Source organism: Microcoleus sp. CAWBG58, assembly GCF_020883045.1.
Classification (GTDB): Bacteria; Cyanobacteriota; Cyanobacteriia; order Cyanobacteriales; family Microcoleaceae; genus Microcoleus.
Genome location: NZ_JAHRFA010000017.1, coordinates 16,157 through 36,997, shown reverse-complemented (window position 1 = coordinate 36,997; position 20,841 = coordinate 16,157). Strand labels below are relative to the sequence as shown.

The 20,841-nt window shown below is 46.1% G+C and carries 20 protein-coding genes; 13 read left to right on the top strand and 7 right to left on the bottom strand.

Annotated features, from left to right (window positions below; translation table 11 throughout):
- Positions 1-63: 63 nt before the first annotated feature.
- The 7 genes from QZ918_RS10080 (at position 64) to larB (ending at position 5,191) form a co-directional block, all read left to right on the top strand.
- Complete coding sequence (locus QZ918_RS10080) at positions 64-321, top strand: hypothetical protein (RefSeq protein ID WP_293334132.1); 258 nt, start codon at positions 64-66, stop codon at positions 319-321.
- 1 nt (position 322) lies between these two features.
- Positions 323-502: a hypothetical protein gene (locus tag QZ918_RS10075; protein WP_293334130.1), complete on the top strand. Its 180-nt coding sequence runs from the start codon at positions 323-325 to the stop codon at positions 500-502.
- 93 nt (positions 503-595) lie between these two features.
- On the top strand, positions 596-1,075 hold the full coding sequence (gene ispF / locus QZ918_RS10070) for a 2-C-methyl-D-erythritol 2,4-cyclodiphosphate synthase (RefSeq protein WP_293334128.1): 480 nt from the start codon (positions 596-598) through the stop codon (positions 1,073-1,075).
- Positions 1,076-1,119: 44 nt separating this feature from the next.
- Complete coding sequence (locus QZ918_RS10065) at positions 1,120-1,638, top strand: hypothetical protein (protein WP_293334127.1); 519 nt, start codon at positions 1,120-1,122, stop codon at positions 1,636-1,638.
- Entirely contained in the window at positions 1,613-2,218 is a 606-nt protein-coding gene (locus QZ918_RS10060; protein WP_293334126.1) for a PIN domain-containing protein, read from the top strand. The genes QZ918_RS10065 and QZ918_RS10060 overlap by 26 nt, the downstream gene beginning before the upstream one ends.
- Before the next feature lie 126 nt (positions 2,219-2,344).
- Positions 2,345-4,117: an ABC transporter substrate-binding protein gene (locus QZ918_RS10055; RefSeq protein WP_293334125.1), complete on the top strand. Its 1,773-nt coding sequence runs from the start codon at positions 2,345-2,347 to the stop codon at positions 4,115-4,117.
- Between the two features lie 294 nt (positions 4,118-4,411).
- Positions 4,412-5,191: a nickel pincer cofactor biosynthesis protein LarB gene (larB, locus tag QZ918_RS10050; RefSeq protein WP_293334124.1), complete on the top strand. Its 780-nt coding sequence runs from the start codon at positions 4,412-4,414 to the stop codon at positions 5,189-5,191.
- 169 nt (positions 5,192-5,360) lie between these two features.
- Here the strand turns inward: larB and QZ918_RS10045 are convergent, their stop codons facing one another.
- A complete protein-coding gene (locus QZ918_RS10045; RefSeq protein WP_293334123.1) occupies positions 5,361-5,972 on the bottom strand; it encodes a hypothetical protein in 612 nt (203 codons plus the stop codon).
- A gap of 329 nt (positions 5,973-6,301) precedes the next feature.
- Between QZ918_RS10045 and QZ918_RS10040 the strand changes: the two genes are divergently transcribed.
- The 4 genes from QZ918_RS10040 to QZ918_RS10025 all read left to right on the top strand — a co-directional run bounded on the left by QZ918_RS10040 (position 6,302) and on the right by QZ918_RS10025 (position 8,932).
- On the top strand, positions 6,302-6,514 hold the full coding sequence (locus tag QZ918_RS10040) for a CAB/ELIP/HLIP family chlorophyll-binding protein (RefSeq protein WP_293154096.1): 213 nt from the start codon (positions 6,302-6,304) through the stop codon (positions 6,512-6,514).
- A 139-nt stretch (positions 6,515-6,653) separates the two neighbouring features.
- Positions 6,654-7,193 (top strand): photosystem II reaction center PsbP, encoded by a 540-nt coding sequence (psbP, locus tag QZ918_RS10035; protein ID WP_293334122.1) that lies wholly within the window; start codon positions 6,654-6,656, stop codon positions 7,191-7,193.
- A gap of 253 nt (positions 7,194-7,446) precedes the next feature.
- The gene (locus QZ918_RS10030) at positions 7,447-8,097 is read left to right on the top strand and encodes a Maf family protein (protein WP_293334121.1); all 651 of its coding nucleotides are present in this window, start codon (positions 7,447-7,449) and stop codon (positions 8,095-8,097) included.
- Positions 8,098-8,299: 202 nt separating this feature from the next.
- A complete protein-coding gene (locus tag QZ918_RS10025) occupies positions 8,300-8,932 on the top strand; it encodes a hypothetical protein (protein ID WP_293334120.1) in 633 nt (210 codons plus the stop codon).
- Between the two features lie 307 nt (positions 8,933-9,239).
- Here QZ918_RS10025 and QZ918_RS10020 read toward each other — a convergent pair whose 3' ends face one another.
- The 5 genes from QZ918_RS10020 to QZ918_RS10000 form a co-directional block, all read right to left on the bottom strand.
- Positions 9,240-12,059 carry a COR domain-containing protein gene (locus tag QZ918_RS10020; RefSeq protein WP_293334119.1) on the bottom strand — a complete coding sequence of 940 codons (2,820 nt, stop codon included), beginning with the start codon at positions 12,057-12,059 and terminating at the stop codon, positions 9,240-9,242.
- 913 nt (positions 12,060-12,972) lie between these two features.
- The gene (locus QZ918_RS10015; RefSeq protein ID WP_293334118.1) at positions 12,973-13,320 is read right to left on the bottom strand and encodes a DUF5615 family PIN-like protein; all 348 of its coding nucleotides are present in this window, start codon (positions 13,318-13,320) and stop codon (positions 12,973-12,975) included.
- A 41-nt stretch (positions 13,321-13,361) separates the two neighbouring features.
- Positions 13,362-13,682 carry a DUF433 domain-containing protein gene (locus tag QZ918_RS10010; RefSeq protein ID WP_293334117.1) on the bottom strand — a complete coding sequence of 107 codons (321 nt, stop codon included), beginning with the start codon at positions 13,680-13,682 and terminating at the stop codon, positions 13,362-13,364.
- A gap of 286 nt (positions 13,683-13,968) precedes the next feature.
- Positions 13,969-14,886, bottom strand: coding sequence for a calcium-binding protein (locus QZ918_RS10005; protein ID WP_293334115.1), 918 nt, complete (start codon positions 14,884-14,886; stop codon positions 13,969-13,971).
- A 95-nt stretch (positions 14,887-14,981) separates the two neighbouring features.
- Positions 14,982-15,899, bottom strand: coding sequence for a calcium-binding protein (locus QZ918_RS10000; RefSeq protein ID WP_293334113.1), 918 nt, complete (start codon positions 15,897-15,899; stop codon positions 14,982-14,984).
- 426 nt (positions 15,900-16,325) lie between these two features.
- Here QZ918_RS10000 and eno point away from each other — a divergent pair, with 426 nt between their 5' ends.
- Positions 16,326-17,606, top strand: a complete 1,281-nt coding sequence (eno, locus tag QZ918_RS09995) for a phosphopyruvate hydratase (protein WP_293334111.1) — start codon at positions 16,326-16,328, stop codon at positions 17,604-17,606.
- Between the two features lie 556 nt (positions 17,607-18,162).
- On the opposite strand, the gene argC is transcribed toward eno, so the two are convergent.
- Positions 18,163-19,221 carry an N-acetyl-gamma-glutamyl-phosphate reductase gene (argC, locus tag QZ918_RS09990; protein ID WP_293334109.1) on the bottom strand — a complete coding sequence of 353 codons (1,059 nt, stop codon included), beginning with the start codon at positions 19,219-19,221 and terminating at the stop codon, positions 18,163-18,165.
- A gap of 440 nt (positions 19,222-19,661) precedes the next feature.
- Here argC and QZ918_RS09985 point away from each other — a divergent pair, with 440 nt between their 5' ends.
- Positions 19,662-20,678, top strand: coding sequence for a sulfate/molybdate ABC transporter ATP-binding protein (locus QZ918_RS09985; RefSeq protein ID WP_293334265.1), 1,017 nt, complete (start codon positions 19,662-19,664; stop codon positions 20,676-20,678).
- Positions 20,679-20,841: the final 163 nt, after the last annotated feature.

Sequence of the window (20,841 nt, the reverse complement as noted above, 5' to 3'; positions counted from 1 at the left end):
CACTACAAACCTGTTGGAAGTTGTTAAACTAAAGATTATACAATTAACTTAATTTATTTTTGGTTGCGATCGCCAGAACTGACCGTAGCAAGAGTAGCCCGACGAGTAGCTAGCGGCGGTCATTCTATCCCAGAAGATGTCATCCGCCGCCGCTATGACAGAGGACTGCGAAATCTGATTGCTCTGTATTTGCCACTGTGCGACAATTGGATTATCTATGAAAACTCTTACGAAACTGCTCAGTTAGTAGCAGAAGGGAGTATCGAGGAAGAACAGATAATCTATAATATTGAAAGCTGGAATCAAATAACTAAAAAATAAAATGAAACAATCAAAACCAAGACAACTTTTATCTACAAAGATTAATGTTGGAGTTAAAGCGGCAGTTGCAGCAGCTATAGAAAGACACCGTAAATTAGGTGAATCTATTGCTGTTTGGCAAGATGGGAAAGTAGTAATTTTAACAGCCGATCGCATTTCTCCAATATCTGACGAAAAATAAAAAAGGTCGATCGCCCAAAAAACTTACTCATCTCCACGCAGACTGTGAAATAATTGTCTGCTGTCTGCATTTGACAAACATCTACTTTTTTACATGAACATCCGCATCGGTAACGGTTACGACATTCACTGCTTAGTTCCAGAACGCCCCTTGATCCTCGGTGGCGTCCACATTCCCCACGAATTAGGCTTATTAGGACACAGCGACGCAGACGTACTCACCCACGCGATTATGGACGCGATCCTGGGAGCTCTGTGTTTGGGAGATATCGGCCTCTATTTCCCGCCAACTGACCCAAAATGGAAAGGTGCAGACAGTCTCGTGTTGCTGGCACAAGTCAATCAGTTAATATTAGATAAAGGCTGGGAAATTGGCAATATTGACTCGGTGGTTGTGGCCGAACGTCCGAAGCTGAAACCGCATATTAAGCAAATGTGCGATCGCCTTTCTGCTGTTCTACAATTAAAACCAGACCAAGTTGCCATCAAAGCCACCACCAACGAAAAGCTAGGGCCCGTGGGGAGAGAGGAAGGAATTGCAGCCTATGCTGTAGTTTTGCTGGGCAAAAAGTAGTTGTCATGTTATGACAATTTTCCGCTAATTTAGGAGTCAAATCTATGCTTGTCCAAAACTTGGAAATCGAAACCCCAATCGACGTTGACATCATCGCCTTAGATAAAGACGATAGGGTAATCATGCTAATCGAGGTCAAAATTATTCAATATCAAGAAACAGCAGCCAAGCAGAAGATTGCCGATCGCATGATATCTTGGATGAAAGCTGCCTTGGCAAAAATGTCCGAAGAACGCACACTCATTCCTTATGCTATGTTTGTTGATACCGAACAAATTCTGATTTTCAAATGGGATGGAGTAAATTTATCTGAACCTCTTTGTTCTCTAAACACTGGTGAGATACTTCGCCATTATGAGCCAGAATTTCACAACAAGCGTATATTTAAGCGATACCTAACAAGATTGATTGAAGCATGGCTGCGCGACTTAGCCTATAATTGGAAGTCTGAGATTCCAACTGCGTCAGAACAGATAGAACAAATCGGTTTGCTACCACTGCTAGCAGGTGGGACGACAAAATCAGGAGTAGAAATTGGTGGCAATTTTATATATCGAGACTAACTTTTTGATGAGCATTGCTACAGGACGCGACCCTGATGCTAATAACTTGTTGTTAAGTGTACCGACATCAGTCAACATAGCAATACCAGATATTTGCTGCATGGAAGCACTATCAGCTTTAGAAGACGAGATCAAGCGACGCAACCGTTTTTTAGGTGAAATGCAAAAACAAATCAGTCAGCTAAAGCGAGATAAAACTTCACCATCTGCCCAGTCTCTTGTCTTCCACTTAGAGGAAGCCCTCACCGAGAATGAGAGGCTGCTCAATGATATTAATGCACGTCTTTTTAATGCTCTTGATTTGTTGGTTGCGAAAGTAGAAATGATCCAATTAACAGCACAAATACTTCGAGAAAATTTGAATTCAAATTTTATTGAAGAAGACCCGACAGACAATTTAATTCTCAACTGTATTTTGAATCATGCACACTTACAACCTAATCAAGTCAAGGTATTTTTGAGCAATAATACAAAAGAATTTGGTCTGGCGTCAGTTCAAGATGCTTTGCGGGAAGTAGGGATAACCAAGTATTTTTCGCGTACTGAAGACTTTCTCGGGTGGCTACAATCTCAATCATAATTGCACGCAGGTGGTACAGTTGACAGTTGACAGTTGACAGTTGAGATTAACAGCACTGTTTTTATGAAGGATTTGGTCCCTCCCCTATCGACCTTGATGCGAAACCATATTTCTTGGTAAATTATTATGAAAATTTTCCCTATTTTACATTCAAAGCGCCGCTGGTTGGCTATTTTAGTGGCTGCAATTGCCGCTTTAACTCTGTCTGCGTGCACTCCAGTGCGATCGCAATTAGCAAACAGACTCGTCGTTCCCACCCCCAGCGGCCCCGCCACGTTTAACTATCCGCTAAATCAGTCTGCATACAGCGTGTTTGGCTATATGTACGAGGGATTGCTCAATGAAAACGGGGTGACATCGAAGCTAGAACCCGGTTTAGCTGAATCCTGGGAAGTTTCTAAAGATGGCAAAAAGATTGTCTTCACCCTGCGAGAAGGATTGAAATGGTCGGACGGCGAACCGATGACAACTGATGATATTATCTTCAGCTATGAAAAGATTTATTTCAATGAAAAAATTCCTAGCGGCTTGAAAGATACTCTGAGGGTTGGCATGAGCCGTCAATTGCCCAAACTCAAAAAAATTGACAGCCGCCGCATTGAATTTTCAGTGCCAGAACCTTTTGCTCCTTTTATTAGATTTGCTGGGGGAATACCGATTTTACCAGCTCATATCTTGCAGGAAGCTGCCACCCAGACAGAGGCAGACGGCAAGCCTAAATTCCTGTCTACTTGGGGTACGAATACTGACCCCAAAAAAATTGTCGGTAACGGCCAATACCGAATGCTGAGCTATACTCCCAACCAGCGCGTTGTTTTGGAACGAAATCCATATTTTTGGCGCAAAGATACAGAGGGTAACAGTCAGCCTTACATCCAGCAAATTGTCTGGCAAATTATCGAAAATACTGACAATCAACTGCTGAATTTTCGATCGGGCGATTTGGATACTCTGGACGTGCAGCCGGAGGTGTTTCCGCTGCTGAAACGGGAGGAAAAACGCGGCAAATATACGATATTCAACGGCGGCCCGGACACAGGCAGCGTGTTTATGGGTTTCAATCTGAATAAGGGGCGTAACGCTCAAAATCAGCCGTTTGTAGACCCGGTTAAGTCTCGCTGGTTCGCGACTAAGGAGTTTCGGCAGGCGATCGCCTACGGCATCAACCGAGACGCCATGACTAACAATATCTATCGCGGACTTGGCGCGCCGCTGCATTCCCCAATTCCCGCACAAAGTCCGTTCTACTTGTCTCCAGAACAAGGCTTGAAAACTTACAATTACGACCTGCAAAAAGCGAAAGAGTTGCTATTAAGTGCCGGATTCAAGTATAATAGTAACGGCGAATTGTTGGATGCTGATGGCAACAAAGTCCGGTTTACTTTGTTGATGGCCGCAGGCAGAAAAGTGCGGGAGCAAATGGGAACGCAAATTAAGCAAGATTTGGGTAAACTAGGGATGGATATTGATACGCAGTTCCTGAGTTTTAACACTTATGTGGAAAAACTGCGCCTGACTAAAAATTGGGATACTTACCTCGGCGGTTTTACCGGAGGTACTGAACCCCACAGCGGCTACAATATTTGGTCTGTTAACGGAACTTTACACAGTTTCAACCAGGGCCCACAAGCCGGAGAACCGCCGATTAAGAGCCGGGAAATCTACGACTGGGAGCAGAAAATTGATGACTTGTATGTGAAGGCGTCCCAGGAGCTGGATGAGGCGAAGCGCAAAGAACTTTATGGAGAGACGCAAAAGATTATAGCGGAACAAGTGCCGTTTATTTACATGGTGAATCCGCTGACTTTTGAGGCTGTGCGCGATCGCATTTCGGGAATTCGCTATAGTGCCCTCGGCGGTGCTTTCTGGAATTTGTACGAACAGAAGATTACTGAATAGTCATTATTGGTTCGTAGTGAGGACTTTAGTCGTCAGAAAGAAGGACTAAAGTCCTCACTACGAACCCATCTTAAGTAATGAGCACTTTAGTCGTCAGAAAGAAGGACTGAAGTCCTTACTACGAACCCATCTTAAAGTAATGAGGACTTTAGTCGTCAGAAAGAAGGACTAAAGTCCTCACTACGAACCCATCTTAAGTAATGAGGACTTGAGTCGTCAGAAAGAAGGACTGAAGTCCTTACTACGAACCCATCTTAAGTGTTGTTGTTTGAACCCAGAAGATATCATTAGTTCATGGAACCTGAAATTTTACAGAAATTACTCGAATCTGTGGCGGCCGGCGATGTTAGCCCGATCGCAGCTTTGGACAAATTAAAGCATTTTGACTTTGAACAAGTCGGCGATTTTGCCAAAATCGACCACCACCGCACCTTAAGAACCGGTTTTCCTGAAGTTATCTGGGGCCCGGGAAAAACACCAGACCAAATTGTTGAGATTATCGGGGCGATGCGGGGACGAAATCCTGCGGTGATGGCGACGCGAATTGAACCAGAGGTTTTCGAGAAATTGCAGCAAAAAATACCCGACTTGTGCTACTACCAAAAAGCCAGAATTTGTGCAATTTCTGAGAAATCCCCAACTCCCCAGCGTCCGGGTACTGTGACTATTATCAGTGCCGGAACAGCGGATTTGCCTGTGGCGGAAGAGGCGGCTGTGACTGCGGAACTTTGCGGTTTTGGGGTGCGGCGTTTGTGGGATGTGGGGGTTGCCGGCATTCACCGCTTGCTTAGCAACCGGCACGTAATTGATGATGCTGATGTGTTGATTGCGGTTGCTGGTATGGAAGGTGCCTTGGCGAGTGTGGTTGCGGGTTTGGCAGATTGTCCGGTGATTGCTGTGCCGACAAGTGTAGGTTACGGCGCGAGTTTTGGGGGGATTGCTCCTCTTTTAACTATGCTCAATTCTTGTGCGGCTGGTGTGGGTGTCGTTAATATTGATAATGGGTTTGGGGCAGCGATTTTGGCTTGTCAAATTCTTAGAAGTGGCGATCGACTGGCGAATAAGTCTGAGTAGGAGAATGAGAGAATGGAGAAGGATAGAATCGCAGAAGGGAGAATGGGAGAGAAGCGAATCCTGTTGACTTTTCAACATATCCGGGCTTGAAATATCTGAATCGCTATCCACAGATTCAGAAAAAGAGCTTTCAAGAAAAGTTTCAAATTCTCTCCCCCTCTCCCCCTCCTTATTTACCAGCCAACCAAATCGGATAACCAGAAGAATCCTCAGCTTTCAACTTTTGCGCCTGATAACTCTTGCTAGTCCAATTAGCTACTGTTTGCAGACTTTCGGCCAAAAAACTTTCGCTACCAAACGCTTCAAATCCCAAAGTCCACGACGCAGTACCGTTAACATTTAACTGAGTAATTTCTACAATACAGCCTTGGGGAATTGGGGCTTCGACAGGCACAGACATGAGCACGCCAGGCGCAGAAACTTGGTAAAGACGCTGGGCTCGCTTTTTTTTCACCTTTACCCACTTTCCAGTTGCCATCATATCCGCCGGTAGTGGCGCGATCGTGTCGGCACATATCCACTTCAGCCATTTCTCGACTTTGCCTTCCCAGCGGTTGCCGAAGTGCATCACCCCCAATTCTTCCTGCCGCCACTTTACTTGTAAATTTTTCCCGCGCAGTTTTACTCCCAAGTAGTCGCAACTAGGTATCAGCAAATATAAATCTTCTCGCTCTTCAGGCGGGGATAGATACCCGCCCAGACTCTCGCTTCCAAACCATTGCCCGATCGGTTTTGGCAGCGCACCGCTATAAAACCACCGCATTTCCAGACTGGCCCGCATAAATTTTTCCTCCATTCTTCCACTATTTTCGTCAAACCCAGACTGGGATTTGCCACACCATCGACTTTTGCACCTGTCAACTCTATCCTCCCCCCTCCGGGAGCATGAGTCTACTGCCTAGAGTCATACCATTTGAAATTTAAGATTTGAGATTTTAGGTTGGGAATTACTTATTCTATAGGGGTTTCGAGCTTGTCAGCCCGTTGGATTTTTGGGGGAAACTGGTATCTGAGTCGCGACTTTGAAAAAAAAACTCATAATCCTTTACATCTCTTCATAAGTCTGTTACATTAGTTTACATTACACCAAAAACAACTTAGGACACTGACATGGCTGACAGAGGCTTACTACTTGACAACGACGGTAAAATGAACAATTTTGCGATCGAGCCCAAAGTATACATTGACGATGAAGCCCGCACAGGCTTTACACCCTACGCAGAACGCTTGAACGGCCGCCTTGCCATGATTGGTTTTGTTTCTCTCTTGGCTTTAGAAGTTTCTACCAAGCACGGACTGATTAGCTGGCTAACTAACCTGTAATAACTTTGTTTAAAATTAAACTGTACGGCTATGGCTTGCCAGCAATACACAATTGGCGATCCATAGCTTAACTATTTTTGCAAGGTTTGATGAGACAATTTAAATTAAATATTTTAGTGTTACGGTACTTGTAAAAATAATGCTCAAACGAATTGCAGCAATACTTCTGGTGGTTTTCTCTCTCAGCTTGACGGGTTGTGTGTCTGTAGCTACCGGGCTCAAAAGCTACGTTGATACTGGCGACGGCTATCAATTTCTTTATCCTAACGGCTGGCTGCCGATCGCAGTTTCTGACGGGCCCGATGTGGTGTTCCGCGATTTAATTCAGCAAACCGAAAATGTCAGCGTGGTCATCAGTCCAGTGGCTGGGAACAAAACTCTCGCAGATTTGGGCACGCCAACGGATGTGGGATACAAGCTTAGCAAAAGTGCGATCGCTCCGGCTGATTCCGGCCGCGAAGCTGAATTAGTCAATGCAGGAAGTCGCGAATCGCGATCGAAAAACTATTACATTTTAGAATACGCCGTCAAGCTTCCAAACCAACAACGGCACAACTTAGCCAGCGTAGCAGTCAGCCGCGGCAAACTATTTACGCTGAACGTTTCCACTACCGAAGAACGTTGGCCGAAAGTCAAAGAAGCTTTTGAGAAAGTTGTTAAATCTTTCTCTGTTTATTAGGGAATTGGGAATTGGGCATTGGGCATTGGGCATTGCCCATAGTTTATTTGTTACTGGTTAGTCGTTATTATCACTAACGACTAACCAACGATAAATAACAAATAACAAATAACCACCAACTAACTAACCAATAAATAACACCAAATATAAGAAAAAAAATATAGCAAAAAATATAGCAAAAATAACTAATGCCCGATGCCCTCTTTGCCCCATGCCCGATGCCCGATGCTCAATGACTTCTTCCCGATCAATTATGAAGACTCCAACTTTTGTATTAGCTTCAGCTTCCCCGGCGCGCCGCAGCCTGCTAAGCAATGCAGGCATTCAAGCTGTGATTTGCCCCAGCGACTTTGATGAAGGGCAAATAAAAATGAGGGATGCTACTAAATTAGTGCAGGTTTTAGCAGAGGGCAAAGCTGACGCTGTAGCTAGTTTTTTGCTGGCTAATTCTCACCCGCAAATCCCAAATCCCAAAGCGTGTTTAGTGTTGGGATGCGATTCAATTTTGGTCATTGATGGTGAAATTCACGGCAAACCCAAGGATGCCGACGAAGCAATCTCGCGCTGGCAAAAAATGCGCGGTAAAGTTGGCGAACTTTATACGGGTCATGCTTTAATTGATACGAGATTTGATAACTTTGATGAGGCAATGGATCGATCGCTCATTCGCTGTCAAGTTACAAAAGTTTATTTTGCCGAAGTTACCTCGCGTCAAATTGCAGCCTACGTCGCTACGGGAGAACCCCTCGCCTGTGCAGGCTGTTTTGCACTCGAAGGCAAAGGCGGCTTTTTTGTGGAAAAAATCGAAGGCTGTCATACCAATGTAATCGGCTTGAGTTTGCCTCTGTTGCGGCAAATGCTCGGCGAAATGGGATATGATGTGGCAGATTTTTGGCAATCTTAACCGGAACTCACTCTCTATCGCGGTAGTTACGCAGTCTAAATCCCCTGCTGTATATAGGATAGAAGCATTTGTCAGTCAAAAATAAATAGTCATGTATGGTTGGCGATCGCCCAAAATGTAGTAAGATATCGCTTCCTTTATGCTAGCGTTGGCTTTTAGGCTAATCTGATTCTGATAGCCTATCGAATTGGAGAAACCAACGATGAAAAAGTTAATCCCCTTACTACTCGGTGCCGTATTACTGAGTAACACTGTTGCTTGTCAGAACTCAAGCGAGCCGATCGGCAAAACTGATTCTCCGGCCAACCAAAGCAGCGCTACTTCCGGTAAACTGAAAAGTCAGGCAGCAGCCGTCCCTGCTGGAACCAGTTTTGATACGATTCTGCAACAAGATTTGTCCACAGGTAAAAATCGCAACAACGATCGTTTTACTCTGCGAGTCAAAGGAGGTAATAAAGTTCTTAAAGATGCCGTAATTCAGGGACATCTGGAAGATGTTGTCAAAGCAGCTAGAGGTAAAAAAGCTAAGTTGCATCTAGTTTTTGATGACATTAAACTCGCAAATGGTGCAGCCGCTCCCCTTGATGTTACCTTAGTCAATACTCAGGTAGAAACAAAAACAAAAGGCAAGTTTGTTCAGAATGCTGGCATTATTTTAGCTGGAGCAGTGGCCGGTAAATTCCTCGGTGATAAAGCGAACTTCAAGCAGGGTGCTGTAGCTGGAGGTGGAGCAGCAGCGGCTTATGTTTTGTCTAGTCCCGGTGGTGAAGTTGTCCTGAAAAAGGGAACTAATGTTAAGCTGAAACTTAAAAAGCCTCTCGATACGAGTCCATAAAAACCCAGTTTCTGCCCACCCGCAATCGAAGAAACCGGGTTTTTATGCGTTTCTATGACTGTTACCAACAATTTTGGTAAAAACCCGGTTTCTGCCCCTCGCGACCATCTAAGAAACCGGGTTTTTTTGAGTTTCTGTGCTGTCACCAACAATTTTCGTAAAAACCCGGTTTCTGAGCCACCCGCGAGAATCTAAGAAACCGGGTTTTTTTGAGTTTCTGCGCTGTCACCAACAATTTTCGTAAAAACCCGGTTTCTGGTCATCCGCGCATCATCTACAATACAATATCGCTGAAATTTTAAATAGTTTAGTTTGCCGATCGCATCGGCATTTCCACACCGGCTTTTTCGGCTAAATCGGTGACATTGTTGGTAAAATCGGCCATATTTGCGATCGGGCCAGCAATACTCCCGGCGATCGCCAAAATCGCACCCAATTTTTTAGCAATCAGTTTCAGATTGCGCTTGTCTGCGGGTTTGTTTAGTTGTCCTTCCACATTGTCAATTTCCGTCAACACTTCTTCGCGTTCGTCTTCAGGAAATTGTGCTGCGGTTTGACGCATCGATGCAATCAGTTTCAGAATTTCCGCCGTATTGGCGTTATTGATGTGAATGCCACCAGAGGCTGTTTGTTGGGCGCTGTCTTTTACTTCCTTTGCGATCGCGATGCTGCCGATTTGTGCACCTTGCAAGTTGTTGGTTTGGGAAGAATCTTGATTCATGTGGGGGCTGATGGTGACGTGAATATTTTGTTGAGGACTGGAACGATATCTAGAATAATCTACCGGATCGGAGCGATCGATTCCAGAAAGTCGCTCTTGTTCCCATTGGCGGGAATAGTCTGGGAAATCGTCCATTAAGCCCCGCACATTTACATTGTCGTAGGATATTTCACATTCCACTGTGTACTTGCGATTGTCCAAACGGCGGCGCAAGTTATCAAAGGCATAGAGATGAGGATTTTGGCTGCCTTTGCATTGGGAACAATTGCAAGGGATGAATTCTTGATATTTTAGGCGTTTATCATAAGTAGCATGAATTTTCCAGAGTTCGTGGCGGATTCTGTCTAATAAGGATTTTTTCTGGGTTCCAAATACGCGGATGCGGATTTCTCGTTGATGATAGTTCTCGATGACTTCGGCTGTGGCGTAGTTGTCGGTGAGAATAACGCCGTCACGCCAGACAATATCGGTAATATTTATCCGGCAAATCAAGCCGTGCATTTCTACAATCAGCCTGGTGATGATGCCTTTGGGCATGAACTCGTATTCGTAGCGCACGATTAGGTTGTCGGTATCGTCCCAGTCGTAGTCGGGCGGTTCGAGGGGGAGGCGTTGCGGAGCGATGTAGTTTCCCGATTTGCCGATTTCGTAGCAGATTTTAAAGCTTTTCATGAGCTGGAGTAGCTCATCGTGGAGGTCGTCGTATTCTTCGTCACGCCAGATTTCGCTGAGGTTTGCGTCAGTGAAGTGTCCGTAATTGGCGATGACTTGTTCGTTGTCGGTGACTTTGTAAACGGCGTTGGTTGCCCATTCGGGACGCAAGATGACCAGATGCTTGAGGATGGGGTCTTTTTGGAAGTGCAGGATAATCCCAAGGTCGTGCAGATACTTGCTCACACCTAGCATGGCGAGTTTGTCGGACTTGTCAAAGCCTTGCTTGGCACAGATGTCGTAGAACTCATGCCCGTGGATGCGGGTTTTGCGTTGGGCGTAGTTTTCCAGGAAGTGGCGGACGTTTGCCCAGGACTTGGGAATGGGTATGCCAATGTGGTCGAGGTTAGTGATGTTTTTTTGCAGGTAGCGTTGCAGTTCATCGAGTCCGCGATTGTCGGCGAGGTTGGTGTTAAGGGATTCTTTTAAGTTGGCAAAGTCGCCGCGCAGTTGGGAGACGTTGATTTCGCAGCGCCGGTCTTGTTTTTCGTTGTGGACGAGGAGGACGGGACTGGCGCTGCTGAGGAGTTCGATGATGTTCAGCCAGTAGCAGAGGTTGGGGTTTTCGCGGCGGTTATCGACTAGCAGAATGTAGAGGGAACGTTCGGTGAGGAAGAATTGGTGCGTGGCGTGGTAGATTTCCTGTCCGCCGAAATCCCAGATGTGGACGCGGAAGGTTTTGCCGTTGTGTGGGAATTCCCAGCGGCTGACATCGATGCCTTCGGTGGAGGGTTGTTGCTCTTGGAGTTGGTAGTCGGGGTTGAGGAGTTTTTGAGCGAGGGTGGTTTTTCCGGCTTCGCCTTCGCCGACGATGAGGAGTTTGGCTTCGTAGAGTTCTTCGGTGTCGTCGGGATTGCGGGTTTGGAAGTAGAAGTCGAGGATGGTACGCAAATCGCCTTGGAGGATTTCGGGAGGAATCGGGAGCGGATTTCCGTGCAACTTCAGTTTTTCCAGCTTTTCTATGCCACGAATCGCCTCTGGGATGACGGTAATCTGATTGCTATGGAGGTCAAGCCATGTCAGATTCGACAGTTGGGCGATCGCCTCCGGGATGGAGGTAATCTGATTGTTACTTAGGTAAAGCCATGTCAGATTCGACAGTTGGCCGATCGCCTCTGGGATGACGCTAATCTGATTGTTACTTAGGTAAAGCCATGTCAGATTCGACAATTGCCCGATCGCCTCTGGGATGACGGTAATCTGATTGTCACGGAAGTCAAGCCATGTCAGATTCGACAGTTGCCCGATCGCCTTTGGGATTTGGGTAATCTGATTGCTACTGAGGAGAAGCCGTCTCAGATTCGACAGTTGCCCGATCGCCTCTGGGATGACGGTAATCTGATTGTCACTGAGGTCAAGCCCTGTCAGATTCGACAATTGCCCGATCGCCTCTGGGATGACGGTAATCTGATTGTCACGGAGGTCAAGCCATGTCAGATTCGACAGTTGCCCGATCGCCTCTGGGATGACGGTAATCTGATTGCTATGGAGGTCAAGCCCTGTCAGATTCGACAATTGCCCGATCGCCTCTGGGATGACGGTAATCTGATTGCTATGGAGGACAAGCAGTGTCAGATTGGACAGTTGGGCGATCTCCGTCGGCAATTCCTTCAACTCCAACCCTGCCAAATCCAATTTTGTCCAGCCCTCCGAAGCGGCTTTGTCGATTAACTGCAACAATTCCTCTTTCGTCATATGCTTTGTCGGTAGTCTTCATTTGATTGTGACAGGATTTTTTGCTGGGTGGGAGTTTCCCGTGCACCGCAATCTCAGAAACCGGGTTTTTTTGATTTTCTACGCTGTTATCAACAATTGTCGTAAAAACCCGGTTTCTGGCCACCCACGAGTCATCTAAGAAACCGGGTTTTTTGGAGTTTCTACGCTGTCACCAACAATTTTCGGAAAAACCCGGTTTCTGGCCACCCACGAGTCATCTAAGAAACCGGGTTTTTTGGAGTTTCTACGCTGTCACCAACAATTCTCGGAAAAACCCGGTTTCTGGCCACCCGCGCGCAATCTCAGAAACCGGGTTTTTTGGAGTTTCTGCGCTGTCACCAACAATTTTCGGAAAAACCCGGTTTCTGGCCACCCGCGAGTCATCTAAGAAACCGGGTTTTTTTGAGTTTCTACGCTGTTATCAACAATTTTCGGAAAAACCCGGTTTCTGGCCACCCACGAGTCATCTAAGAAACCGGGTTTTTTTGAGTTTCTACGCTGTTATCAACAATTTTCGGAAAAACCCGGTTTCTGGCCACCCACGAGTCATCTAAGAAACCGGGTTTTTGGGATTTTCTACGCTGTTATCAACAATTTTCGGAAAAACCCGGTTTCTAACCACCCGCGAGAATCTAAGAAACCGGGTTTTTTTGAGTTTCTACGCTGTCACCAACAATTTTCGGAAAAACCCGGTTTCTGGCCACCCGCGCGCAATCTAAGAAACCGGGTTTTTGGGATTTTCTACGCTGTTATCAACAATTTTCGGAAAAACCCGGTTTCTTGCCACCCGCGAGAAATCTCAGAAACCGGGTTTTTTTGAGTTTCTGCGGTGTCACCAAAAATTTTCGGAAAAACCCGGTTTCTAACCACCCGCGCGTCAAAATTTAATAAATTACCGCACGTACTCTTGAACCACAAAAACTGGATGACTCAACCCACGCTGATTCTGCTTTTTGATGCGAATTAGCCGATCGCACAGCGAATCAACCTCCTGAAGATAGGCATGAAGAATAGTAACTTGTCCCAGGTAATCTCGATCGTCTTTACACACAATAATGCCTGCATGGCTTTCGCCTCGACGGTGTAAGGCCACAAAATCATCGCGATTGAAGGTAATTACCGCCCGATTTTGTGCTGTAGCAAACCGCAGCACCTCGTCATCAGGAATCCCTTGATTCGATTGACCGGCATCATAGGAAGTTAAAACATCACAGTCAAAACTTCGCAAATGCTCGACCATTGCGATCGCAAAATCTACACTATTAATATAGCCTCACCCTTTTAATCATCGGTTTGATGAGATACTATGATGCGATCGATTTCGTCACGGTGGCGATCGTAATAACGCCAAGCATTTTCTAGATCGAAACCCGACAAACCCGGATAATTGTGAAGTAACTCCGCCTCATCAGCCCCCTGTTGGTGAAGTGAAACCAGCGTCCAAACAGGAATGCGAGTGTTGCGAATTCGGGCATATCCTCCACACACTCCAGGCGTACTTTGAATCGCCCTAGCCGAGAGTCTTTCTTGGAAGAGCAAACTCTCTTCAGGTGTCAGCGACTCAATGACTTGAATTAAGGAGTCAACCAACTGAATGTTCATAGCTGGTAATTTACGAAATATAGAATAGTGCGATCGCCCAAACTATCATAGCAAATTTCCCCAAAACTAACGTCTAAGAAAGTATTCTCGCAAAAACCCGGTTTCTGACCCCTCGCGCGTCATCTAAGGCTGTAGGGTGCGTCAGCCCGCAGCATTTCCCTTAGCTTTTGGGGTGATCGAGCTGACGCACCCTACAATACTAGAATTTGAGTAAAAATTGCGATCGCAAAAACCCGGTTTCTAACCACCAGCGTGTCATCTAAGAAACCGGATTTTTTCACAAATCCTATCCAAGGGCGATCGCACTATCCGACACAGAGATAAACTGAATTTGACTCGGCGAAACATCTTTTACTAAACCCAAGATATTGCCGGTGCTAGCTTCCCGAATCACCGTCGCCTTCGTGTTTAAGATTTGAAAATCAGCCGTTTGAGGCATTCCCGGACGGACGGGCCCCTTGCTATCGTACATTCTGGCGTCACCAATTGTCATGAACTTTTCAGTCAAAACAATATCGTTTCGCGTCAGTCCTCCCGCCAGTCCAATTACATCTCCTTGGGCCCGATTGTAATCGAGAATAAAATCTGCTGGTACTTCTTCTGTATTAAAGGAAAAAATTCCTGTTGGAGGCGGTTGATCGGAACCAAATGCTCCCGAAGTTGCTCCGGCTTCTCTACGGATGATAAACAAATCTGCGCCTTCTTGTCCCCAAAGGCGATCGATTCCCACATCACCAATCAGAGTATCATTACCACTTTCTCCTATTAAAGCATCATTCCCTTGACCGCCTCTGAGAAAGTCATTACCCATGCCTCCATAGGCTATATCAATACCTTGATTACCGTTAATTAAGTCGTTACCACCTTCTCCGTAAATAATGTCAAAATCTTTACCGCCCCGAAGAGTATCATTGCCTAAACCTCCGATTAAAGTATCAAAGCCAGCATTGCCATTGATTATTTCTGCATCCTCGGAACCTCTGACAAAATCGTCGCCTGCTAAGGCTAGTAACCCGCCGGGAGTATTTGATAAAAGTCCTTGGGCTAATTGGGCAACATCGCCATTGGGAGTTAGGTAAAAAAAGTTGGGGTCACTACCGGGATTGAACGGCGCATTTACTAATCTGATGTTGGGGCGATCGGGAATAATTGGGTCTGGGTTTTCTGAAGCTGCTCTAAGTTGTCCGATATTTGTTTCTAACATTTGAGCTTTTTGTAGTTGATTGTTGGAAAAATTGTTTGTAGTAAGGACTTTAGTCCTCTCTAAGGACTGAAGTCCTCATTCCAAACCTAGGAGGATTACCCAAGGGCGATCGCGCTATCAGACACAGAGGTAAACTGAATTTGACTCGGCGAAACATCCTTCACCAAACCCAAGATATTGCCGGTGCTAGCTTCCCGAATCACCGTCGCCTTCGTATTTAAAACTCTAAACTCAAGAGTTGTAATGGTTCCCGGAGGAATAGGCCCGCTGGTACCGTAATCTCTGGCATCACCAATTGTGATAAACTTTTCGGTTAAAACAATATCATTTCGGGTTAACCCTCCAGCCAATCCAATGACATCTCCTTGGGCGGGATTGTAATCGAGAATAAAATCTGCTGGCACTTGTTCTACATTAGAAGGAAAAGTCCCTGCTGGAGGGGGTTGATCGGAACCAAATGCTCCCGAAGTTGCTCCGGCTTCTCTTCTGATGACAAACAAATCTGCGCCTTCTTGTCCCCAAAGGCGATCGACTCCAGCATCACCAATCAGAGTATCGTTGCCACTTTCTCCGACTAAAACATCATTCCCTTGACCGCCTCTAACAAAATCATTTCCCGTGCCGCCATAGGCTACGTCATTGCCTTGATTGCCGCTGAGAATATCGTTGCCACATTCTCCGTACAGTATGTCAAAATCTTGACCGCCGCGAATAGTATCGTTACCACAAGCTCCGATTAAAGTATCTCTGCCGCCATTGCCATTCATCAGTTCCGCACCACCTGAACCTCGCACAAAATCGTCGCCGGCTAAGGCTCGCAAACCTCCGGGAGTGTTGCGGAGAATTCCGTTGGCTAATTGAACTGTATCGTTATTGGGAGTAAGGTCAAAAAAGTTGGGATCGCTTCCGGGATTTAATGGCCCTGTTAACAATCTGATATTGGGTGGATCGGGAATAATGCGATCGGAATTGTTAGCTGAGGCTTTCACTGTTCCCAGATTTGTTTCTAACATCTAAGTTTTCCCTAATTGACATTAACTTTAACTAGACACTCTAATTTTAATAAATGTTCCAATTAACCAATGTGCGTGAATCTGCGGTTAAACAAATCAGTTGACTGTCAAAATTACCACCAGCATTCAACAAGCACAGCTTATTGACACTTAGGAATGAGAATTAAATAACTTACGGTTTGATGATTATTGTGGGATGGGCGTCCCGCCCGTGCTCTCTGGACGGGCGGGACGCCCATCCCACTTTCAAGAGTGTAAATTATTTAATTTGGGATCCTTAGATATTGCTCAAATCCGCAAATATTTTGAACTCTGTGTGAATCATTGTCGGGATCGCGTACTCTATTACCCGTCAGCAGTCAGTGTGGGAGAACCGACAGACTGCCAAATGTCATCAAACCTCGAGCAAAGTCAGGAATCGTTAATATGCAAGACACTGCGATCGAATCTATCAAAGCCAGAGAAATCCTCGACTCCCGCGGCCGCCCTACCATCGAAGCTGAAGTGTATCTAGCCAATGGTGTTGTTGGACTCGCCCAAGTGCCCAGCGGGGCGTCTACAGGCTCTTTTGAAGCCCACGAACTCCGCGATGATGACAAAAGCCGCTACGGTGGTAAGGGAGTTTTGAAAGCGGTTGCTAACGTCGAACACAAAATTGCTCCCGCTTTGGCTAATCTGGATGCGATCGACCAACCATTAATCGATCGAACCATGATTGACTTGGACGGTTCCCCCAACAAGTCTAATCTGGGCGCTAATGCCATTCTCGGAGTCTCCCTAGCCACAGCAAAGGCAGCGGCCGAGACTTTACAAATACCCCTTTACCGCTACTTGGGTGGCGCTTTAGCTAACGTTTTACCCGTGCCTTTGATGAACGTCATCAACGGTGGTTCGCACGCGGACAACAACGTAGACATTCAAGAGTTTATGATTGTACCTGTGGGAGCGCCTTCTTTTAAGGAAGCTTTGCGCTGGGGTGCAGAAGTATTTGCTAGTCTCGCTAAAGTCTTAAAAGACAAAAATTTGCTGACTGGTGTTGGCGATGAAGGCGGTTTTGCTCCTAATTTGGGTTCCAATCAGGAAGCTTTGGATTTGTTGGTGATGGCAATTGAAAAAGCTGGTTACAAACCTGGGGAACAAGTTGCTTTGGCTTTGGATGTGGCTGCTAGCGAATTTTACAAAGATGGGAAGTACACCTACGACGGTGTTGCTCATTCGCCTACCGAATTAATCGATTATTTGGAGGGTTTAGTCGGTCAATATCCGATCGTTTCCATTGAAGATGGTTTGCACGAAGACGATTGGGATAGTTGGGTGGCGCTAACTCAGAAAATGGGTAGCAAGGTTCAGTTGGTGGGTGACGATTTGTTTGTTACCAATCGCACGCGCTTGCAAAAAGGGATTGATTTGAAAGCTAGCAATTCGATTTTGATTAAGCTGAATCAAATTGGTTCTTTGACAGAGACTTTGGATACGATCGACCTCGGGAAGCGCAACAGCTATCGATCGGTAATCAGCCACCGTTCGGGTGAAACTGAAGATACTACAATTGCTGATTTAGCGGTAGCGACTCGCGCCGGTCAAATCAAGACTGGTTCTCTGTGTCGCAGCGAACGGGTTGCTAAGTATAACCGTTTGTTGCGGATTGAGGACGAACTGGGCGATCGGGCAATTTATGCAGGTACGATCGGTTACGGGCCAAAATAAAACTTGGTAATCGGTAATCCTCGTTCCCAGGCTTTACACCTTGGTGACAACTTAACTCAAACCGATCGTCTCTCTTGTTGGTCTCAAAGTCTAGATCCCCCCTAACCCCCCTTAAAAAGGGGGGGACAAGAAGCATTCACCGATCGTCTCTCTTGTTGGTCTCAAAGTCTAGATCCCCCCTAACCCCCCTTAAAAAGGGGGGGACAAGAAGCATTCACCGATCGTCTCTCTTGTTGCTATCAAAGTCTAGATCCCCCCTAACCCCCCTTAAAAAGGGGGGGACAAGAAGGATTCACCGATCGTCTCTCTTGTTGCTATCAAAGTCTAGATCCCCCCTAACCCCCCTTAAAAAGGGGGGGACAAGAAGGATTCACCGATCGTTTCTCTTGTTGGTATCAAAGTCTAGATCCCCCCTAACCCCCCTTAAAAAGGGGGGGACAAGAAGCATTCAAAGTCCCCCTTCTTAAGGGGGATTTAGGGGGATCGGGCCTCAGCGACAAACGAGATTTATCAATGGTTTCAACCTTAAGTTGACACTAATCCCAATTTCCAATAATCACGGATAGAAAGCCAATTGAGGCAAACCCAAAGTTTCTTCCCAGCCCATCATCAAATTCATGCACTGGATGCCTTGACCGGCTTGACCTTTAATTAAATTGTCGATCGCCGACATCACAATTACCCGATCGGTACGCGGATCTACTTCCACGCCAATGTAACAAAGATTCGTGCCGCAAGCCCATTTAGATTGCGGATAAACCCCAGCAGGCAACACTTTTACCAAAGGAGAATTGCGGTAAAAAGCGGTGAAAATGGTAATTAAATCTTCCCGCACCAATCCCGGATCGCGCAAATTTGCGTAAACAGTTGCCAGAATTCCCCGCACCATCGGCATCAGGTGGGGAGTAAATTGGACTTTGATATCTTGTCCCGCTAAATCGCTGCAAACTTGCTCAATTTCTGGGGTGTGGCGGTGGCGGGCAACGCCGTAAGCGCCTATGGAATTGTCAGCTTCTGCCAACAACAGATTAACTTCGGCTTTGCGGCCCCCTCCCGAAGATCCTGATTTGGCGTCGATAATTGCTGTTTCTGGCACAATCAGACCTTGTTTGAGTAAAGGTGCCAGGGCTAATAAACTAGCCGTGACGTAACAGCCGGCACAGCCTACTAATTGAGCGTTTTTAATGCGATCGCGATACAATTCTGGCAAACCGTAAACAGCCGTTGCAGCTAAAGTAGAGTCCGATCGCTCGCCGCCGTACCAAGCTTTATAAGTGTCCAGATTTTCAAATCTGTAATCAGCCGACAAATCCAAGACTTTGCAGCCGCCTTCAATTAGCGTCGGTGCCATTTGGCAAGCCAAACCGTTCGGCAGCGACAGAAACACAACTTCACATTTTGCAGCTATTTTATCTAGGTCGATCGCCTCTACAGTCAAATCAACGCAGTTAGTCAGATGCGGATAAAGGCTGGAAAAAGGTTTTCCCGCACTGCTATCCCCGCCTAAATACACTACTTCTGCCGCTGGGTGATCCGCCAGCAGCCGCACCAGTTGTACGCCGCCATAACCTGAAGCGCCAACTATGCCTACAGGCACAGGTCTAACATCTCCCATTTTCCTTTATCCCCTCAGCCTTTGAAGTCAAAAACGCTTGAACTTTTGCTGCATTGTAGTACCAAACGCCAACTTTGGTGGCAAATAATTGTGTTGTTTTGTTATAGACGTGGATTTTTGTGAATTTTCCGGTGTTTGACACCGCCCAAAAACGAAGACAAAGCTTCTCAGGGCTGTGGTAGAGAGGCCAAAAGTTCAGACTCCTATTCAATGTTCCAAATTCACTGCGCTGCAAGTAAATCTCAAATCTAAAATCTCCAATCTAAAAACCGATGTGCGATCGCCAAAACCCTAAAATTAAGCAACGGATGTGCGATCGTGCTATAAAATCTTACATAAATCTATCCATAAACCGGGGATTAACTTTTTTCGCTCTTTCCTCGAACCTCAAAGCTCAACATCCGTTAAATCCATTACACTCATCCGTTGCCGAATTTCCTATGGGAATAGTTGTAGAAGACGTATCAAAACAGTTTGGCAGTTTCCAAGCACTCGATCGAGTCAGCTTGAAAATTGAATCAGGTTCTCTAGTTGCACTGCTGGGCCCGTCTGGTTCAGGTAAGTCTACGCTGCTGCGACTGATTGCAGGTTTAGAAATGCCCGACTCCGGCAAAATCTGGCTGACAGGCCAAGATGCCACCAATACTAGCGTCCAAGACCGCAAAATTGGATTTGTCTTTCAGCACTACGCGCTATTCAAGCACATGACAGTGCGAAAAAACATCGCTTTCGGCATGGAAATTCAGAAAACTCCACCGCCAAAAGTCAAATCTCGCGTAGAAGAATTGTTAAATTTAGTTCAATTGGGAGGATTGGGCGATAGATACCCGTCGCAACTTTCAGGAGGCCAGCGTCAGCGGGTAGCCCTTGCCAGAGCCCTAGCTGTCGAACCAAAAGTATTGCTGCTAGACGAACCTTTTGGAGCTCTCGATGCCAAAGTCCGCAAAGACTTGCGCGCTTGGTTGCGAAGACTCCACGACGAAGTGCACGTTACCACAGTCTTTGTGACGCACGACCAAGAAGAAGCGATGGAAGTTGCCGATCGAATTACAGTAATGAATAAAGGTAAAATCGAACAAGTAGGCACGCCCGCAGAAATATACGATCATCCAGCAAGTGCCTTCGTCATGAGTTTTATCGGGCCCGTGAATGTCTTGCCCAGCAGTTCGAGAATGTTTCAAGACAACGGCTTTGACTCCGCCAACCCAGAGATATTCTTGCGCCCTCACGACGTAGTAATTGAAACTACCGAAAATAGTGCAACAGTGCCTGCAAGAATCAGTCGCTTGATTCATTTGGGATGGGAAGTCCAGGTAGAATTAACCTTAGATGACGGTCAAGTAGTCAATGCTAATTTGACGAGAGAAAGATTCGATAACTTGCAGTTGCAGCCGCAGCAAAGAGTCTTCGTCAAGCCAAAAGATGCCAAATCATTTCCACTGTATTATTCTATCTGATATCATATCCGCATCCATCAATTACAATTTGGTTAGTAGTGAGGACTTTAGTCCGCATCCATCTTGGTTAGTAGTGAGGACTTTAGTCCGCATCCATCTTGGTTAGTAGTGAGGACTTTAGTCCGCATCCATCTTGGTTTGTAGTGAGGACTTTAGTCCGCAT

What these genes read in the sequence shown, in the direction of transcription:
- QZ918_RS10020 (WP_293334119.1), bottom strand. Translation starts at nt 12,059, where the DNA reads ATGACGAAAGAGGAATTGTTGCAGTTAATCGACAAAGCCGCTTCGGAG.
- QZ918_RS10000 (WP_293334113.1), bottom strand. Translation starts at nt 15,899, where the DNA reads ATGTTAGAAACAAATCTGGGAACAGTGAAAGCCTCAGCTAACAATTCC.
- QZ918_RS09985 (WP_293334265.1), top strand. Translation starts at nt 19,662, where the DNA reads ATGGGAATAGTTGTAGAAGACGTATCAAAACAGTTTGGCAGTTTCCAA.
- QZ918_RS10065 (WP_293334127.1), top strand. Translation starts at nt 1,120, where the DNA reads ATGCTTGTCCAAAACTTGGAAATCGAAACCCCAATCGACGTTGACATC.
- ispF (WP_293334128.1), top strand. Translation starts at nt 596, where the DNA reads ATGAACATCCGCATCGGTAACGGTTACGACATTCACTGCTTAGTTCCA.
- argC (WP_293334109.1), bottom strand. Translation starts at nt 19,221, where the DNA reads ATGGGAGATGTTAGACCTGTGCCTGTAGGCATAGTTGGCGCTTCAGGT.
- larB (WP_293334124.1), top strand. Translation starts at nt 4,412, where the DNA reads ATGGAACCTGAAATTTTACAGAAATTACTCGAATCTGTGGCGGCCGGC.
- QZ918_RS10015 (WP_293334118.1), bottom strand. Translation starts at nt 13,320, where the DNA reads ATGGTCGAGCATTTGCGAAGTTTTGACTGTGATGTTTTAACTTCCTAT.
- QZ918_RS10075 (WP_293334130.1), top strand. Translation starts at nt 323, where the DNA reads ATGAAACAATCAAAACCAAGACAACTTTTATCTACAAAGATTAATGTT.
- QZ918_RS10055 (WP_293334125.1), top strand. Translation starts at nt 2,345, where the DNA reads ATGAAAATTTTCCCTATTTTACATTCAAAGCGCCGCTGGTTGGCTATT.
- psbP (WP_293334122.1), top strand. Translation starts at nt 6,654, where the DNA reads ATGCTCAAACGAATTGCAGCAATACTTCTGGTGGTTTTCTCTCTCAGC.
- QZ918_RS10030 (WP_293334121.1), top strand. Translation starts at nt 7,447, where the DNA reads ATGAAGACTCCAACTTTTGTATTAGCTTCAGCTTCCCCGGCGCGCCGC.
- QZ918_RS10040 (WP_293154096.1), top strand. Translation starts at nt 6,302, where the DNA reads ATGGCTGACAGAGGCTTACTACTTGACAACGACGGTAAAATGAACAAT.
- QZ918_RS10045 (WP_293334123.1), bottom strand. Translation starts at nt 5,972, where the DNA reads ATGCGGGCCAGTCTGGAAATGCGGTGGTTTTATAGCGGTGCGCTGCCA.
- QZ918_RS10010 (WP_293334117.1), bottom strand. Translation starts at nt 13,682, where the DNA reads ATGAACATTCAGTTGGTTGACTCCTTAATTCAAGTCATTGAGTCGCTG.
- QZ918_RS10005 (WP_293334115.1), bottom strand. Translation starts at nt 14,886, where the DNA reads ATGTTAGAAACAAATATCGGACAACTTAGAGCAGCTTCAGAAAACCCA.
- QZ918_RS10025 (WP_293334120.1), top strand. Translation starts at nt 8,300, where the DNA reads ATGAAAAAGTTAATCCCCTTACTACTCGGTGCCGTATTACTGAGTAAC.
- eno (WP_293334111.1), top strand. Translation starts at nt 16,326, where the DNA reads ATGCAAGACACTGCGATCGAATCTATCAAAGCCAGAGAAATCCTCGAC.